This is a genomic window from Streptomyces sp. NBRC 110611 (assembly GCF_001590865.1).
Taxonomy (GTDB): domain Bacteria; phylum Actinomycetota; class Actinomycetes; order Streptomycetales; family Streptomycetaceae; genus Streptomyces.
On the sequence record NZ_BBUY01000004.1, the window covers coordinates 36,666 to 52,345 of the forward strand.

Sequence of the window (15,680 nt, forward strand, 5' to 3'; positions counted from 1 at the left end):
ATGAGACCTGATCCCAGCCCGGACATGAGACCTGACCCAGCACGGAAAGCGGAGAACGACCCGATGGGACTGCTGTCGACGTGGCGTGCGCTGGAGCGTGCCACGCGCCCCTACGACCCGGAGTTCGCCGAGGCGATGCAGCGCCGCTGGGCGGAACTGCCCGCGGCCGCCAGGACTCCGGGACAGATCATCGGCCGGCACGGAGTGGGCTGCGAGGGCACCCATGGTGTCTTCCCGAAGTGCAACCTGAAGTGCACCCCCTGCTACCACTCCCGCGACGCCAACCAGGTGCGCGTCGACGGGCTGCACACCCGTGAGCAAGTCGCCGCCCAAATGGGCCTGTTGCGCAAGCTGCGCGGTCCGCGGGCGCATACCCAGCTGATCGGCGGCGAGGTGAGCCTGCTGCCGCCGGACGACCACGCCGCCGCCCTGGCGGTGATGCGCGCGCACGGCCGGCCTTCCAGCCCGCCGCCTTCCTGGGCGACGAACGGCGCTGGAAGGAGCGTTACCGCGCCGCCACTCCGGACGCGGTCTGGGCGGAGATCGAGCGCGGCGCCGGCACCCGGCTCGACTTCCACGTGTTCCACAACGGCGATGTGCGCTGCAACCGCACCGCCTACGGCTTCTGCGTGGGCCGCCGCTGGTATCCGTTCCTGGACGGCTCCGATCCGCGCGATCTCGCCGTGCGCGATGCCTTCTTCCGCCATCTCGGGAAGGTCAGCTTCACCGGCACTCCGCCGGCGCTGCTCGCGGCCAAGCTCCTCCGTGATGGCGGCCGGCAAGGAGACCTTCGCCGCCCTGGCCGCCCACGCGCTGCCCGGCCTGGGCGCGGTGCCCCCGGCCGGCTTCGTCCACCGGTTCGGCTCATGAGCCGGGCGCGCAAGCCCGCCGTCCTGGTGATGGCCAAGGCGCCGCTGCCGGGCAAGGTCAAGACGCGGCTGCACCCCTTGCTCGGGCCCGAGCGCTGTGCGCGGCTCCAGTCGCGGCTCATCCAGTACACGACGGCCGTCACCAGGGCGGCACGCCTGCGGACGTATGTCGCGTACGACCCCACCGACGCGTACGGCGTGATAAAGGAACTGGTGCCGCCTCGCGCGCCCGGTTGCTGCCTCAGTCCGGTGGCGATCTGGGCCGGCGGCTGACGCACGCCGTCGAGACCGTCTTCTCGTGGCGGGCAGGACCGCTCGTGGTGCTGGGCACCGACGCCCCGACCCTGACCGGCGACCACCTCACCGCAGCGTTCGCCGCGCTGGAAGGCGGCAGCGACGTGGTCCTCGGCCCGGCGTTCGACGGCGGCTACTACCTGATCGGGATGCGTGCCCCGCACACCGGACTCTTCGGCATCGACCCGGCCTTGTGGAGCACGGAGAAGGTGTTGACCGCCACCCTCGCACTCGCCGAACGGAAGCGACTGTCCACACAACTCCTGTCTCCATTGCGGGACCTGGACACTCCGGACGACGCGGCAGCCCTGCTGGACGACCCGCGGCTGCCCGCCGACATCGCCGCCCTCCTGCGGAAAGAGAGACCGGTGAAGGTATCGATCATCATGCCCGTCCTCAACGAGGAAGCCACCGTGCGGACTTCGCTGAGCCGGCTGTGCCGTGACTTCCCCGATTGCGAACTCGTCGTCGACGGCGGTTCCACCGACGCCACCGTCGAGTCGGCCTCGCCGCACGCCACCGTGCTGCACAGCGCGCGGGGCAGGGCCCGGCAGATGAACACCGGCGCCCGGCACTGCACCGGCGAGGTGCTGTGGTTCGTCCACGCCGATACCGAGATCGCCCCGGCCGCGCTCGCCCAGATCCGCGCTGTGCTCGCCGCCCCGGACGTGGTGGGGGGGGCGGTCTGACCCTGCGTTTCGACCGCCGCAGCCCGGGCCTGGACTACCTCGCCCGGACATCCAACGCGCGCGCCCGCCGGCTGCACCACATCTTCGGCGACCAGGCGATGTTCATCCGCCGCACGGTCTTCGACGCACTGGGCGGCTTCCCGGACCTGGCCATCATGGAGGACCTGGAGATGTCGCGCCGGCTCCACCGGCGCGGCCGCCTCGCCGTCCTGCCCGCCACCTCCACGGCGTCCGCCCGCCGCCTGGACCGGCACGGCGTCTGGCGAATGATCGCGTTCATGCAGTACCTGAAACTGCTCCACTTCGCCGGTGCCGACCCCGAGCGCATCCGCCGCCGCTATGCGGCCGGTCCGCCCCGGTTCCCGCGGCGCGGACGGAAGGCGACCAGCTCCCAGTACCACCTTGGAGATCTCTGACATGCGCATCGCGGTATGCGGCGGCCCCTACGGCAACCTGCACGCCCTGCGGGCCTTCGTCGACGACGCCCATGCCCGCGGCGCCGAGCGGCTGTTCTGCCTGGGCGACCTCGGCGGCTTCGGCGCCGACGTCGACGCCCTGTGGCCGGTCCTGACCGGCAATGACATCACCTGCGTGGCCGGCAACTACGACGTGGCCATCGCCCGCGGCGACACGGACTGCGGCTGCGGCTACCGCGACCCGGAGGACAACGCGTACGCCCAGCTGATCTACGACCACACGCGCGCCACGACCAGCCGGGACTTCGCCGCCTGGATGGGCGAACTGCCCACCGGGCGACGGGAGATGCTCGACGGGGTGGACGTGCACATGGTGCACGGTTCCCCGCTCGCGCTGAACGACTTCTGGTGGGAGTCGCTGCCCGCCGAGCAGCATGAGCAGCGGGTGGCCGCCTCCGGCGCGCAGGTGATCCTGTGCACGCACAGTGGCCTGCCCTGGCAGCGGTGGACCCACGGCACCCTGGTCGTCAACGTCGGCGTCCTGGGCAAACCCGCCAACGACGGCCGCCGCGACGTCTGGTACGCACTCCTCGACCTGCACGAGGGCCGGGCGGGCGCCGAGCTCGTCCCCCTCGCCTACGACTGGCGGGCCCAGGCCGCTTCCATGCGCGCGGCCGGCCTCCCCGAGATCTTCGTGGAGACCATCGAAACCGGCTGGTGGACCACCTGCCTGGAGATCCTGCCCCCGCGCGAACGCGCCCACGGCCGCTACCACCTCTACCGCTCCACCCTGCCCACCGCCTTCCGTCCCGCCGACGCGGGGCAGCACCCCCTGCCCGAAGGGCCCGCGGAGCCGGGGGAGGAGGGCCGGGGAGCCGCCTTGGGACCGGGCCTCGACGGCGACCGCCCGGTCGTACCGCTGTTCGGCAGCCCGTACTTCCCCTCCCGGCTGTGTATCTACACCAACTTCCACTGCAACCTGGCCTGCGACTACTGCGCCGTCGCCTCCGCCCCTCAGGCCACCCCGCGCACCCTGCCCACCGCCGAGTTCCGCGACCTGGCCGACTAAGCCATCGCATCCGGCTTCACCGAGCTCTACCTCACCGGCGGCGAACCCTTCCTCCACCCCGATATCGTCCCCCTGCTCGCCTACGCCTCCGCACAGCTGCCCACCGTCGTCATGACCAACGCCATGCTGCTGCGCGGCCGCCGTGCCGACGGCCTGGCCGACCTCGCCGACCGCAAACTCACCGTCCAGACCTCCCTCGACGGCGCCACCGCCGCCACCCACGACCGGCACCGCGGACCTGGCTCCTTCGACCTCACGGGCGCTCGCCACCCACGGCCACGTCACCGTCCACACCGGCGCCCGCGTCCACTCCCTCCGAGCGGAGGGCCACCGCATCCGCGCCCGCCTGGCCACCACCACCGGCCCCCGCGACGTACTGGCCGACCACGTCATCGCCCTCACCGGCTACACCGGCGACCACACTCTCTACCGGCAGCTCCAGGTCCACGAGTGCTACGCCACCGGCGCGCCGATGAACCTCTCCGCCGCGCTCCTCGCCGCCTCCGGCGCGAGCACCGACTGCCTCGCCCAGCCCGCCCCCGGCATCGGCCGACTCCGCAACCCCGAACCGCACTTCTTCCTCCTCGGCGCCAAGTCCTACGGACGCCTCAGCACCTTCCTGCGCACCGGCTACCAGCAGGTCGACGAGATCGCCGCCGCGTATGCCGCCGCGAGTGCCTCCGCTCGCCATGTGAGCGGAGAAGTATGAGCGCGCTCACATTCCGGGGCGGCGCCGGCTCGTAGCGTCGGAAGCAGCCGCATACCGCGGCCACCTGCTCCGTCCGGAAGGGCACGGCCATGGCTACTACCACCGTGCACGTCTCCCCGAGCGTCGCCGTCATTCCCCTCCACGCGGCCTTCGGCGCCGCAGCCGGGGTGGTCGGCGGCATCGGGATGGGTATCTGGATGTCCGTCTCCCGGCCGGTGATGGACACGGCGATGATCACGATGGTCGCCGGTCTGCCCGGCACGGACAACGCCGTCGCGGGCCGGCTGATCCACCTGGCCATCGCACTCTCCGCCGGAGCCGCCTTCGGCGCACTGCTGGGCCGGTGGGCCACGCGTATCGCGCCCGCGACGCTCCTCGGCCTGGCCTACGGGGCCGTCTGGTGGTTCCTCGGCGGACTGTGGATCATGCCCGCGAACATGGGCATGCCAGTCTTCGAATGGAACGCCGTCACCAGCTCCAGCCTCGGGGCCCATCTCGTCTTCGGTCTCCTCCTCGGCCTCGCGTACGCCTGCCTCCACAAGGCCGTGCGCCACGATTCCACCGCGTCATGACCCGTGCCATGACCGGTGCCGGCCGGACCCGCCCGGCCTCCGCGGGCGGAGGCTCCGCCAATGGCGCCGCTCAGGACGCCGCGCCGCCGGAGACCGTCTCCGGCGGCGGCTCCGCCCGCTACTGTCTGGCGGAAGGGGCCCGTGCCCTGGCCCACCCGCTCTGGGGTGTGGCCCCGCCACCCTGGGTCCCCGGACGGCGCGAGGAGACGGCATACGTGGTCGAAACCGGTGGGCATGACGAGCGGACCTGGTGCCTGTCCGAAGTGGACATCTTCCGCGATCTGAACGAGCGGGAGATGGCCGTCATCGCCGGGGCCGCCCCGATGAAGACCTACGCCGCCGGGGAGATGCTCTATATCCCGCAGCAGCCGTGCGAGATGCTGTTCATCCTCAAACGCGGCCGGGTCCGCATCTTCCGCGTCTCCGCCGACGGCCGCGCCCTGACCACCGCGATCCTCGCCCCGGGCACGATCTTCGGCGAGATGCTGCTGCTCGGCCAGCGGATGTACGGCAACTTCGCCGAGGCCCTGGACGAGGTCACCGTCTGCGTGATGAACCGCGCCGACGTCGACCGGTTCCTCCTCTCGGACGTACGGATCGCCACCCGCATCACCGAAATCCTCGGCCGCCGCCTGGCCGACCTCGAACAACGGCTCTCCGACAGCGTCTTCAAGTCCGTACCCCAGCGGATCGCCACCACCCTGATCACCCTCACCCCCGAGCCGGCGACCGGCCTGCCACTGCGGCCCGGTGCCCGGCACCCGCAGATCGCCCTCACCCACGAGCAGCTCGCCGCCCTGGCCGGCACCTCCCGCGAGACCGCCACCAAGGTGCTCCACGACTACGCGGACCGCGGCCTGCTCCGCCTGTCGCGCGGCCGCATCACCGTCCTGGAACCGGACCGGCTGCGCGACGCGGCGGGATAGCCGGCCCGGCGGCATTCGCGTATTAAATGTCCCGGAAGATCTCGATCTGGGCGCCGATCGAGTTGAGGCGTTCTGCCAGGTCCTCGTAACCCCGGTTGATGACATAGACGTTGCGGAGTACGGAGGTGCCCTCGGCGGCCATCATGGCGAGCAGGACGACGACGGCGGGGCGGAGGGCCGGCGGGCACATCATCTCCGCGGAGCGCCAGCGGGTGGGGCCGTCGACCAGGACCCGGTGCGGGTCGAGCAGTTTGACCTGGGCACCGAGGCGGTTGAGGTCCGTCAGGTAGATCGCGCGGTTGTCGTAGACCCAGTCGTGGATGAGGGTCTGGCCCTGGGCGCTGGCCGCGATGGCGGCGAAGAAGGGGACGTTGTCGATGTTGAGGCCCGGGAAGGGCATCGGGTGGATCTTGTCCAGCGGGGCCTGGAGCTTGGAGGGGCGGACGGTGAGGTCGATGAGCCGGGTGCGGCCGTTGTCGGCCGCGTACTCCGGGCTGCGCTCGTGGTCCAGGCCCATCTCCTCCAGGACCGCCAGTTCGATCTCCAGGAACTCGACCGGGACGCGGCGGATGGTCAGTTCGGACTCGGTGACCACCGCGGCTGCCAGCAGGCTCATGGCCTCCACGGGGTCCTCGGACGGTGCGAAGTCCACATCCCGCTCGATGTGCGGGGTGCCGTGCACGGTGAGGGTGGTGGTGCCGATGCCGTCGACCCGGACCCCCAGCTCCTCCAGGAAGAAGCAGAGGTCCTGGACCATGTAGTTGGAGGAGGCGTTGCGGATGACCGTGACGCCGTCGTGCCGGGCGGCGGCCAGCAGCGCGTTCTCGGTGACGGTGTCGCCGCGTTCGGTCAGGACGATCGCGCGCTTGGGGGCGGCGTCCCGGTCGACCTCGCCGATGTACGTGCCGTCGGTCGCGGTGATCTCCAGCCCGAAGTGCCGGAGCGCCGTCATATGCGGGGTCACGGTCCGGGTGCCGAGGTCGCAGCCGCCCGCGTACGGCAGCTTGAAGTGGTCCATCCGGTGCAGCAGCGGACCGAGGAACATGATGACGCTGCGAGTGCGGCGGGCCGCCTCCAGGTCCATGGAGTCGAGGTCGAGTTCGGCGGGCGGGACGATCTCCAGGTCGTTGCCGTCGTTGATCCACCGGGTGCGGACGCCGATGCTGCCCAGTACTTCGAGGATGCGGTAGACCTCCTCGATGCGGGCGACCCGGCGCAGCGTGGTGCGGCCCGCGTTCAGCAGCGTGGCGCACAGCAGGGCGACGCAGGCGTTCTTGCTCGTCTTGACGTCGATGCTGCCGGACAGGCGGCGGCCGCCGACCACCCGCAGGTGCATCGGGCCGGCGTAGCCGAGCGACACGATTTCGCTGTCGAGGGCCTCGCCGATGCGGGCAATCATCTCAAGGCTGATGTTCTGGTTTCCGCGCTCGATGCGGTTGACCGCGCTCTGGCTGGTACCGAGTGCCTCCGCGAGCTGCGTCTGTGTCCAGCCACGGTGCTGTCGTGCGTCGCGAATGAGCCTGCCGATGCGTACGAGGTAGTCGTCTGCCATGCGTCGACCGTATCTCAGATATGAGATGGGTACGCAATTGCTGTCAACTGGCTTATTCTATTGCTATGCAAACAACTGAGGGGTGGTCATCGAGGTCATGAAGAGTGCTTCGCGTCCTTCCTCGTCCTCAACGGGGCCTTTGAAGCAGCTGGTTGCCGTTCTGCCCTTCGGCGCCGCGATCGCGGCCGTCGTCGCCGTCCACGCCGCGGTCTCCACCCGGTTGCCGGAGCCGCTGGCCACCCATTTCGGTGCCGACTTCCGGGCCGACGGCTACTCCTCCGGCCAGGGCTTTCTGACGGGGTGTGTCGCCGCGCTGCTCGCTCTCGGCGCCGGCTCGGCTCTGCTGACCCTGCCCCGGGCGCCGGCCGCCGCCGTGCCCTGGCTGGGTGCCACGAGATACGCCATCGCCGCCGCCATCGGCTCCGGCGTGTGTCTCATCCTGCTGGCCAACGCCGGCATGACGGACGCCTCGGCCGTGCGCATGCCGCCGTGGGACCTCGTCCTGATCCCCGCGGCGGCCCTGCTCGCCGGCGCGCTGGGCTACCTGCTCGCCGGCCGCGCACCCCGCCCGCCCCGGCAGGGGCCGGGCGACGACGCGCCCCGCCTCGACCTCCCGTCCGGTACGACGGCCGGCTGGTCACGCACCATCAGCTCGATGCCGCTGGTCGCGCTCGGCGCGCTGCTGCTCGGCGCGGGAGCGTTCGTCGGCCTGCGGTTCGATGTGCTCGCCAGTACGTCCCTCCTCGGCGGCGGGGCCGTGGTCCTCGCGTTGGCGTCCGTGCGGGTGACCGTCGACCGGCGTGGTCTGACCCTCGCGCCGCTGCTGCTGCCGCTGTCCCGGATCCGCTTCCGGCGGATCCCCCTCGACCGCGTACGGGAAGCCACCAGCCGCCGGATCGACTGCCTGGGCGACCTCGGCGGCTGGGGCTACCGCGTCCGGCCCGGCGCCAGCGGCCTGGCCCTGCGCTCGGGCGACGGCATCGTGGTACGGCTGACCAACGGGCGGGAGTTCATGGTGACGGTGGACGACGCGGCGACCGCCGCCGCGCTGCTCAACACGTACGCGGACCGCGCGCGGGCGCGGGTGGGAGGCTGAGGTGCTCTTCCGCGTCGACCCCGGCTCGTCCGTCCCGCTCGGCGACCAGATCGCCGCCTCGGTCCGCGGCGCCATCGCCGACGGCACGGTGGTCACCGGTGAGCGGCTGCCCGCCGCCCGCGCACTCGCCGCGTCCCTCGGGGTGAACGTCCATACCGTGCTGCGCGGCTATCAGCGCCTCAAGGAGGAGGGCCTGATCGAACTCCGCCGCGGCCGCGGTGCGGTGGTCACCGGCACGGCCGCCCCGGCCCGGGCCCGTCTGAGCGAGACCACGGCGCGCCTCATCGCGGAGGCCCGCCATCTGGGGCTCTCCGACGAGGAGATCGTGCGCGTGGTACGGGTCGGGCTGACGGGCGGGTGAGCGGTGGTGGCTCCCGCCCGGCGGGCGGGAGCCGGGTTGAGCCGGTCAGGCCGCCCTGAGCTGGATGATCTCGCGCGGGCGGGATTCGCGTGCGTCGTAGGCGAGGTCCAGTCCGGCCGTCGCCTGTACGGCGTCGAGCGACGCGGCGGAGGCTTCCGCGGACTCCCACTGCACGATCGACACCACCGCGTCGTCGGACACCCAGCAGTCGGCGGAGAGGCATCCGGGAGTCCGCCGGAACGCCTCGGCGACCTGGTGGACGCGGGTTATGAACTCCGCACGGTGGGCCGGGTGCGGGTAGTGGTGTGCGACCATGGCGACCGTCATGATGTGCTCCTTCGGATTCTCGACGGGGTGTGTGCGAGCGGGGCCACGCCGGGGCGTGGTGGACGGAAATCGGTTACTTCACCAGAGCGGGCTCGGGTGACGGCGCCCGCCGGCTCTCCCACTCGGCCATCAGGTGGAACAGCGCGAACTGGTCGAGCACCGGCTGGTCGGGATGGATCTCGCGGTAGCGCTGGTAGATGTTGACCACGACCCGTTCGGCGTCCAGCCAGTCGGCGTACTCGGCCAGATCGACCCCGAACGCGGCCTCCTGGAAGTCGAGGCCCTTGGCGTAGGCGGCGTCGGCCTGCTCGACGACATGACGGAGGTAGCCGCGGACGGCGCGGATCCCGTCGGCGTCCGTCACCGGGCCGTGGCCCGGCACCACGGTCGGTGCGCCGAGGCCGATCATGGTGTCGCAGGCGGCGACCCAGTTGGCGATCGGGCCGCGCCACACGATCGGTGTGCACCCGGCGAACAGCAGGTCACCCGTGAAGAGCACCCCCGCGTCGGGAATGTGCACCACCGTGTCGGCCTCGGTGTGGGCGGGCCCGAGATTGAGCAGCCGCACCTCGCGCCCGCCCACGTCGAGGGTGAGCCGCCGGTCGTAGGTCTGGTCGGGGGTGCGCAGGCGGATGCCGCCGAAGTCGAACCGGCCGAAGCGGTCGCGCAGATACGGCGTGAGCGTCGGCCCCAGGTCCATGACCTGGAGGCCCGCGGTCAGCTCCGGCGGCATCTCGGTGCGCATCTCGTGCGCCGTCCCCTCGGCGGCGATCACGCGCACCGCGCCGGGAAGCAGCTGGCCGCCATGGGTGTGGTCGCCGTTGGCGTGGGTGAGCACGGCGTGGCTCAGCGGGTGCCGGTCGGTGACCTGCCGCATGCCGGTCAGCATCTCGGCGGTGAGCGGCAGGTCGTAGAGCGTGTCGACGAGGAGGGCGGCACCGTCTCCCGCGACCAGGCCCGCGTTGCTCAGGCCGTACCCGCCGTCGGGCAGCAGCCACGCCCAGACGCCGTCGCCGACCTGGTGCAGCCCCTTGGTGTAGGGCAGGGCGGAGGGGGCGGGGTTGACCCGCGGCCGGCGGGGTTTCGCGGTGGGGTCGGGCCGGGCGGCGAGTGGGTGGGGAGCGGCGCCGGCCCGTACGGTCTGCCGCAGTTCGCCCAGCCCTTCGGCGTGCAGCGACACCACGTCACCGTCCTTGAGCCAGCCGCGGAACGCCCCGAGGTCGCCGAGGTCGAGGTGCTCCAGCAGACAGCAGCCGGGGACGGTGCCCGAGCCGAAGACGTCTCCCGGCTGGAGCTCGACCCCGCGCGAGGCGTACGAGATAACCTCGCCGAAGGTCCAGTCCATGGCGTCGGTACGGCCTTCGCCGACCGGCTCGCCGTTGACCTCGGCCCGCACCTGGAGGGCGAGCCTGCCGTCCGGGCCGAAGGGCAGCTCGTCGGGTGTGACCAGCCAGGGGCCGAGCGTGGAGGCACCGTCCTTGCCCTTCGCCTGGCCGATCTTCAGCTGGCCCTCCAGGCTCTGCAGGTCGCGGGCGCTCCAGTCGCAGAAGAGGGTGTATCCGGCGATCCGGCCCGCGGCCTGTTCGGGTGTCAGGTCGCGGCCCGGGGCGCCGATCACCGCGCCGATCTCCAGCTCGAAGTCGAACCAGGCGCTGCCCGGGGAGATCGGCACCTCGTCGTCGGGGCCGATGACGGTGGCGGGGTTGCCGAAGTAGAAGGCGGGGATCTGGTACCAGGCCGGCTCCAGCGTTCCCGTGCCGCCGGCGGCACGGAGGCAGCCGCGCATGTGATCGAGGAAGCACAGGCAGTCCCGGAGGGACGGCGGCCTGGGGACGGGGGCGCGCAGGGTGACGTCGGCGAGCGCGACCACCTCGTCGGGCTCGGCGAGCGCCCGTTCGCCCGCCTGCCGCAAGGAGCCGCCGAGCAGCTCGATCAGGGTCGTGCCCGGGGGGAAACCGTGGATCAGGTCACCGTTGACGACACCGGCCCGGTCGCCCTCGGCCGAGGCGTACGTGACGAAGCGCAAAACGACCTCCTCCTGGTGGGGCCCGGACGCCGGATCACGCCATGCGTCCTGGGGCCGCACTGGGTTCTGTGTGGTTCTACGTGGTTCTCTGTGGGTTCTACGTGTCTGTGTTGGCCAGCATAGAATATTGTCGCCAGCATAGAGGAGGTTTCGTGGCGACGCGACGAGAACAGACCAGTCATGAGAGCAGCGAGCGGATCCTGATAGCGGCGGCGGAGCTGTTCGCGGACCGGGGCTACCGGCAGACCACGTTCGCCGACGTGGCCGAACGGTCCGGGATCAGCAGGGGGTCGATTCCCTGGCACTTCGGGAGCAAGGAGGGCCTGCTGCTGGCCGTGCTCGAACGCTCGCTGAGCACGATCCGCGCCGGCCTCGCCGGACCCCCGGACGAGCCGACGGGCCCCGAGGGAGTGGCGGCCGGGTTCGACCGCCTCCTGGAGGGTGCCCAGGCCTTGTCCGCGCAGCCCACCACGAAGCTCTTCGTCACGCTTCTGGTGGAGGCGCTGGAGCCGGGTTCGCCCATCCACGGCCGCTACGTCGAGATCCACCACACCCTGCGCGACCACTGCCAACGGTGGCTGGAACGGCTGCCGTTGCCGCCCGGACTGTCCGCCGAGGCGCTGGCCGTCACGATCGTCGGCGCCGCGATCGGCATCCACCAGCAGTGGCTGCTGGCGCCCGACCGGGTCGACCCCGGGCAGGCGCTGGCCGCGCTGCGCGCTCTGGTGGCGGCCGCGGTGCTGCCCGTACGCCCCGAGTAACCCCGTCGCACACAAGGAAGTTGCACAGGGCTGCTGCCACCGGAACCGGCTCAGCGGAAGGGGCCGTCGGCCGCGAAGGCGTGGGCGGCGAAGCGCTCGCCCATCCGGCGGTATGCGGTGGCGGTGGGGTGCAGCCCGTCGGGCAGGTCGTCCGTCTCGTCCGGGCCGAGCAGTTCGCGGCCGTCGAGGTAGTGGAGGTGGGGATCGTGTGCCTGCCTCGCCGCCGCGATCCGGGCGAGCTCGGCGCGGACCACCGTCAGCGTCAGGGCTCCGCCGGCCACCTCGCCCGGGGCGCCCAGGGCGGTGACCTTGCCGTCCGGGCCCATCGTGGCCGGGCCGGGAGCCTCCTCGACCGCCGGACAGCTCACCGGGGAGATCAGCAGCAGCGGGGTGTCCGGATGCCCGTCCCGGATCGTGTCCAGGAAGCCGTGCACCGCCGGGCCGAACGTCCGCAGCCGGAAGGCGGCCAGGCCCACGATGTTGATGCCGGTCTTGAGGCTGATCAGATCGGCGGGCAGATCGCGGATCGTCCGGGCGACATAGGGGTCCAGCAGGCCGTTGCCCGGCAGGCTGAGGTTGATCACCTCCACGCCGCCGAGCGCGGCCGCCACCACCGGCCAGGTGCCGGTCGGGCCGTCGGCCTCGATGCAGTGGCTGATGGAACTGCCGTGGTGCACCCAGCGGCGCCGCCCGTCCGGCAGCGGCGCCCGCACCTCGCCGTCGGCGCGCAGGGCCACCAGTTCCGTGGGGGTCTGCGGCGGCAGCCACAGCTCGACGTTCTTCATGCCGCCCGGCAGCCCGGCGAACCGTACGGTCCCCGGCTCGCCCGGGATCAGCCGCGGCTCGGCCCCGGGCTCCGACATCCGCAGCACGTGGCCCATCGGCGCTTGCCGACGCCCGGTCAGGGCGCCGTCCACCAGCAGTTCCAGCATCCCGGTCGGACGGGGTTCGGGGTCGGCGTCGAGCTGCCCCGTGGAGGTGAGTACGTCGAGCTCCACTACGGTCGCATCCGTGCGGAACACCAGCCGCACGCCCGAAGGCATCACGGTCACCCCGTAGACCGACGGGTCCTGGTACTGCTCCTTGGTCCAGGCGGGCAGCCGGCGCGGCATCACCCCCGCCCGCGTGGTCTCCAGGTCCAGCGCACCCCGTAACTCCACCGGCCCGCCCACCAGCGGAACCGTCCGCATCGCCATCGTCGCTCCTCCTGCTCCGGCCGGGCGCATCGGGCCGGCAGGGCCGGCCCCGCTTCCTCGGCGTCAGTCCGCGGCGTACAGGGACTCGGCCGCCGCGGCGGCGATCGCCTTCGCCACGACTGCGAGCGCCGGCACATCCAGCTTCCACTGCTGCCAGTACAGCGGCACGTCCACCTGCCGCCCCGGCGCCAGTTCCGTGAGAGCGCCCGAACGCAGCAGCGGTGCCGCCTGCGGCTCCGTGACCAGCCCCCAGCCGAGGCCGGCGGCCACCGCATCGCAGAACCCCTCCGACGTGGGCATGTGGTGGCGGATCCGGCCGGCGCCCGGCCGGTCGGGCGCGAGGGAGCGGACGAACCGGTCCTGCAGTTCGTCACGCCGGTCGAAAACGATCACAGGCGCGTCGGGCAGACAGCGCTCCAGCGGCCCGGCCGACAGGTGGCGCTCCACGAACGGGCGGCTCGCGACCGGCAGATACCGGGCCAGGCCCAGCGGGCGCACCGTGCAGCCCGCCACCGGCTCCGCCGACGACGTCACCGCCGCCATCACCTGTCCCTCACGCAGCAGCGCCGCGGTGTGCGCCTCGTCCTCGCGGTACAGCTCGAAGCAGACGGCCGGGCTCTGCGGAACCCGCGTCAGGGCCGGCAGGAACCAGGTGGCCAGGGAATCCGAGTTCACCGCGATGGGCAGCCGGGCCGGGCCTGTGCCGGCCGCGATCCCCAGCTCCTGCCGCGTGTCCCGCTCCAGGGCGGCCAGTTGGCGCGCGAACCGCAGCACCACCTGTCCGGACTCCGTCGGCCGGACCGGTTTCGTCCGCATGAGCAGCACCCGCCCGGTGCGCTGCTCCAGCATCTTGACCCGCTGGCTGACCGCGGAAGGCGTCACGTGCAGAGCCGCGGCGGCGGCGTCGAAAGTGCCCTCGTCGACGACGGCGAGCAGCGTGCGGACCTGGTCGTACGGCAGATCGGACATCACGAGAGCTAATGCTAGCTAAGAAACTTTAGCTGTACTAATGCTTCGGGGGTTCCTAGCGTCGGGTGGCATGAACAGCGGCATCCTCCCGGCGGTCCTCGCCGGATTCGGTACAGGCCTGTCCCTCATCGTCGCCATCGGCGCGCAGAACGCGTTCGTCCTGCGCCAGGGGGTGCGCGGGCAGGCCGTCCTCGCGGTGGTCGGCATCTGCGCGGCGTCCGACGCGCTCCTCATCGCTCTGGGCGTGGGCGGGCTCGGCGCCGTGGTCACCGCGTGGCCCGCCGCGCTGACCGCGGTCGGCCTGGCCGGCGGCGGGTTCCTGATCTGCTACGGCGTTCTGGCGGCCCGGCGGGTGCTGCGGCCCGCCACCGGACAGGGGCTGACGACGAAGGGCGCGGCGGCGGGGTCCGTCCGCACCGCGGTGCTCACCTGCCTGGCCATGACCTGGCTCAACCCGCATGTCTACCTGGACACCGTGCTCCTGCTCGGCTCGGTGGCCGCCGACCGCGGCTTGCTCCGGTGGGTCTTCGGCCTCGGCGCGATGCTGGCCAGCCTGGTGTGGTTCGCCGGCCTCGGCTACGGCGCCCGGCTGCTCGGCGGTGTCCTGTCCCGCCCCGCCGCCTGGCGGGTGCTGGACGGGCTGGTCGCGGTCGTCATGCTCGTGATGGGCGCCATGCTGCTGGTCCGCACCCTCTGACCCTGTCGCGCCGTCGGCTTGTCGATGAGAACGGACGCCCCGGCGGGACCGGTGCGCGGGCAGTGCGCCGAAGGCGCCGCGCAGAACTATGCGTTGCGCGCGTAGCAAGCGTCTGCAATTATTGATGGCGCCAGCGAAGAGCGTGTGCAATTAACTGGGGAGGGTCCACGCGCCATGACGTACACGACCGTTCATGTCCCGATCTCCGGCGGCGACAGCGCCGTGAAGTGCCTGGTCACCGGCGCAGGCCCGGCGCTGGTCCTGGTGCATGGCACCGGAGCGACCCCGGAGGGCAACTGGGGGCCGGTGATCCACGCGCTCAAGGACCGGTACACCATCGTGGCGCCCACCCTCTCGGGCTCCGGCGCCACCACCGATACGGGTGCCCCGCTGAGCGTCGCGGACTTGGTGAACCAGGTGCTGGGCACCGCCGACGCGGCAGGGCTGGGCACCTTCCACCTGGCCGGGCACTCCCTGGGTGCGACGGTCGCCGCCGCCGTCGCCGGTGCGCAGCCGCAGCGGGTCGACTCCCTCTTCCTGCACGCGGGCTGGGCGGTGAGCGACGCCTGGCAGGTGTTCCAGTTCGACCTGTGGCAGCGGCTGCTACGGACCGACAAGGACCTGCTCTCCCGGATGCTCCAGCTCACCGCGATGGGCCCGAAGGTCCTGGAGGGGCGCACGGCGGCCGACTTCGAGCGGGGCGTGGCCGGATTCAACGAGCTCTTCGACGCCGAGGGCATGGCCCGCCAGTCCGACCTGAACACTCGCGTGGACATCGCCGAAGAGCTTGCCCGCATCACGGCGCCCACACTGGTGGTGGCCGGCTCGCACGACCTGATAGCACCGCCGCACCACCAGCGCAGGCTCGCAGCCGCCATAGCGGCCGCCGAGTACGTGGAGCTGGACGGCGGCCACGCGCTCCCCTTCGAGCAGCCCGAGGTGTTCGCCGGAGCCCTGACGGAGTTCCTCGCCCGGCACTCTGCGGGCGCCGGGCATGACCGCAGGGCGGCGATGTACTAGTGTTATCTCGACATCGAGATATCTGCCGAGAGGTGTACCGCTGCCGCGCCAGTAAGGCATGCCTAACTAAGGCTCACCTTATCGGATGGGGCGGAGTCTGCAACGGCAGGATGCGGTGGTACGCGCGAATT

Annotated in this window: 18 protein-coding genes; 13 read left to right on the forward strand and 5 right to left on the reverse strand. The window is 71.8% G+C overall.

All coding sequences use genetic code 11. The features are described 5' to 3' along the window. The first annotated feature begins 24 nt into the window (after nucleotides 1-24). The 8 genes from AZE13_RS35555 to AZE13_RS11100 all read left to right on the forward strand — a co-directional run bounded on the left by AZE13_RS35555 (nucleotide 25) and on the right by AZE13_RS11100 (nucleotide 5,544). Nucleotides 25-870 (forward strand): hypothetical protein, encoded by an 846-nt coding sequence (locus tag AZE13_RS35555; RefSeq protein WP_181690319.1) that lies wholly within the window; start codon nucleotides 25-27, stop codon nucleotides 868-870. After that, nucleotides 867-1,142, forward strand: coding sequence for a hypothetical protein (locus tag AZE13_RS36825; RefSeq protein ID WP_181690320.1), 276 nt, complete (start codon nucleotides 867-869; stop codon nucleotides 1,140-1,142). The genes AZE13_RS35555 and AZE13_RS36825 overlap by 4 nt, the downstream gene beginning before the upstream one ends. Beyond that, nucleotides 1,103-1,852 carry a DUF2064 domain-containing protein gene (locus AZE13_RS36830; RefSeq protein WP_066929677.1) on the forward strand — a complete coding sequence of 250 codons (750 nt, stop codon included), beginning with the start codon at nucleotides 1,103-1,105 and terminating at the stop codon, nucleotides 1,850-1,852. Before AZE13_RS36825 ends, AZE13_RS36830 begins: the two co-directional genes overlap by 40 nt. Nucleotides 1,853-1,950: 98 nt before the next feature. Continuing rightward, nucleotides 1,951-2,268, forward strand: coding sequence for a hypothetical protein (locus AZE13_RS11080; protein WP_066929679.1), 318 nt, complete (start codon nucleotides 1,951-1,953; stop codon nucleotides 2,266-2,268). Between the two features lies 1 nt (nucleotide 2,269). Next, a complete protein-coding gene (locus AZE13_RS11085; RefSeq protein ID WP_066929680.1) occupies nucleotides 2,270-3,337 on the forward strand; it encodes a metallophosphoesterase family protein in 1,068 nt (355 codons plus the stop codon). A 142-nt stretch (nucleotides 3,338-3,479) separates the two neighbouring features. Beyond that, on the forward strand, nucleotides 3,480-4,046 hold the full coding sequence (locus AZE13_RS11090; protein ID WP_066929681.1) for a hypothetical protein: 567 nt from the start codon (nucleotides 3,480-3,482) through the stop codon (nucleotides 4,044-4,046). A gap of 89 nt (nucleotides 4,047-4,135) precedes the next feature. Then, nucleotides 4,136-4,618 (forward strand): hypothetical protein, encoded by a 483-nt coding sequence (locus AZE13_RS11095; protein ID WP_066929682.1) that lies wholly within the window; start codon nucleotides 4,136-4,138, stop codon nucleotides 4,616-4,618. Next, on the forward strand, nucleotides 4,615-5,544 hold the full coding sequence (locus AZE13_RS11100; protein ID WP_258527742.1) for a Crp/Fnr family transcriptional regulator: 930 nt from the start codon (nucleotides 4,615-4,617) through the stop codon (nucleotides 5,542-5,544). Before AZE13_RS11095 ends, AZE13_RS11100 begins: the two co-directional genes overlap by 4 nt. Before the next feature lie 22 nt (nucleotides 5,545-5,566). On the opposite strand, the gene AZE13_RS11105 is transcribed toward AZE13_RS11100, so the two are convergent. After that, nucleotides 5,567-7,096: a helix-turn-helix domain-containing protein gene (locus tag AZE13_RS11105; protein ID WP_066929683.1), complete on the reverse strand. Its 1,530-nt coding sequence runs from the start codon at nucleotides 7,094-7,096 to the stop codon at nucleotides 5,567-5,569. Between the two features lie 139 nt (nucleotides 7,097-7,235). Between AZE13_RS11105 and AZE13_RS11110 the strand changes: the two genes are divergently transcribed. Both AZE13_RS11110 and AZE13_RS11115 read left to right on the forward strand, forming a co-directional pair. After that, on the forward strand, nucleotides 7,236-8,192 hold the full coding sequence (locus tag AZE13_RS11110; protein WP_107288310.1) for a hypothetical protein: 957 nt from the start codon (nucleotides 7,236-7,238) through the stop codon (nucleotides 8,190-8,192). Nucleotide 8,193: 1 nt separating this feature from the next. Then, nucleotides 8,194-8,553: a GntR family transcriptional regulator gene (locus tag AZE13_RS11115; protein WP_066929684.1), complete on the forward strand. Its 360-nt coding sequence runs from the start codon at nucleotides 8,194-8,196 to the stop codon at nucleotides 8,551-8,553. Between the two features lie 45 nt (nucleotides 8,554-8,598). On the opposite strand, the gene AZE13_RS11120 is transcribed toward AZE13_RS11115, so the two are convergent. Both AZE13_RS11120 and AZE13_RS11125 read right to left on the reverse strand, forming a co-directional pair. After that, nucleotides 8,599-8,880, reverse strand: a complete 282-nt coding sequence (locus AZE13_RS11120; RefSeq protein ID WP_066929685.1) for an antibiotic biosynthesis monooxygenase family protein — start codon at nucleotides 8,878-8,880, stop codon at nucleotides 8,599-8,601. Nucleotides 8,881-8,953: 73 nt separating this feature from the next. Next, on the reverse strand, nucleotides 8,954-10,906 hold the full coding sequence (locus AZE13_RS11125; protein ID WP_066929686.1) for a fumarylacetoacetate hydrolase family protein: 1,953 nt from the start codon (nucleotides 10,904-10,906) through the stop codon (nucleotides 8,954-8,956). A 152-nt stretch (nucleotides 10,907-11,058) separates the two neighbouring features. Here AZE13_RS11125 and AZE13_RS11130 point away from each other — a divergent pair, with 152 nt between their 5' ends. Beyond that, nucleotides 11,059-11,667 (forward strand): TetR/AcrR family transcriptional regulator, encoded by a 609-nt coding sequence (locus AZE13_RS11130; RefSeq protein ID WP_066929687.1) that lies wholly within the window; start codon nucleotides 11,059-11,061, stop codon nucleotides 11,665-11,667. 50 nt (nucleotides 11,668-11,717) lie between these two features. On the opposite strand, the gene AZE13_RS11135 is transcribed toward AZE13_RS11130, so the two are convergent. Together AZE13_RS11135 and AZE13_RS11140 are read right to left on the reverse strand one after the other, a co-directional pair. Beyond that, nucleotides 11,718-12,857 carry a GDSL-type esterase/lipase family protein gene (locus AZE13_RS11135; RefSeq protein ID WP_066930606.1) on the reverse strand — a complete coding sequence of 380 codons (1,140 nt, stop codon included), beginning with the start codon at nucleotides 12,855-12,857 and terminating at the stop codon, nucleotides 11,718-11,720. Nucleotides 12,858-12,926: 69 nt separating this feature from the next. After that, nucleotides 12,927-13,832 carry a LysR family transcriptional regulator ArgP gene (locus tag AZE13_RS11140; RefSeq protein ID WP_066929688.1) on the reverse strand — a complete coding sequence of 302 codons (906 nt, stop codon included), beginning with the start codon at nucleotides 13,830-13,832 and terminating at the stop codon, nucleotides 12,927-12,929. A gap of 70 nt (nucleotides 13,833-13,902) precedes the next feature. Between AZE13_RS11140 and AZE13_RS11145 the strand changes: the two genes are divergently transcribed. Together AZE13_RS11145 and AZE13_RS11150 are read left to right on the forward strand one after the other, a co-directional pair. Then, nucleotides 13,903-14,529 carry a LysE/ArgO family amino acid transporter gene (locus tag AZE13_RS11145; protein WP_066929690.1) on the forward strand — a complete coding sequence of 209 codons (627 nt, stop codon included), beginning with the start codon at nucleotides 13,903-13,905 and terminating at the stop codon, nucleotides 14,527-14,529. A gap of 174 nt (nucleotides 14,530-14,703) precedes the next feature. Next, entirely contained in the window at nucleotides 14,704-15,549 is an 846-nt protein-coding gene (locus AZE13_RS11150) for an alpha/beta fold hydrolase (protein ID WP_066929691.1), read from the forward strand. The last annotated feature ends 131 nt before the right edge of the window (nucleotides 15,550-15,680 follow it).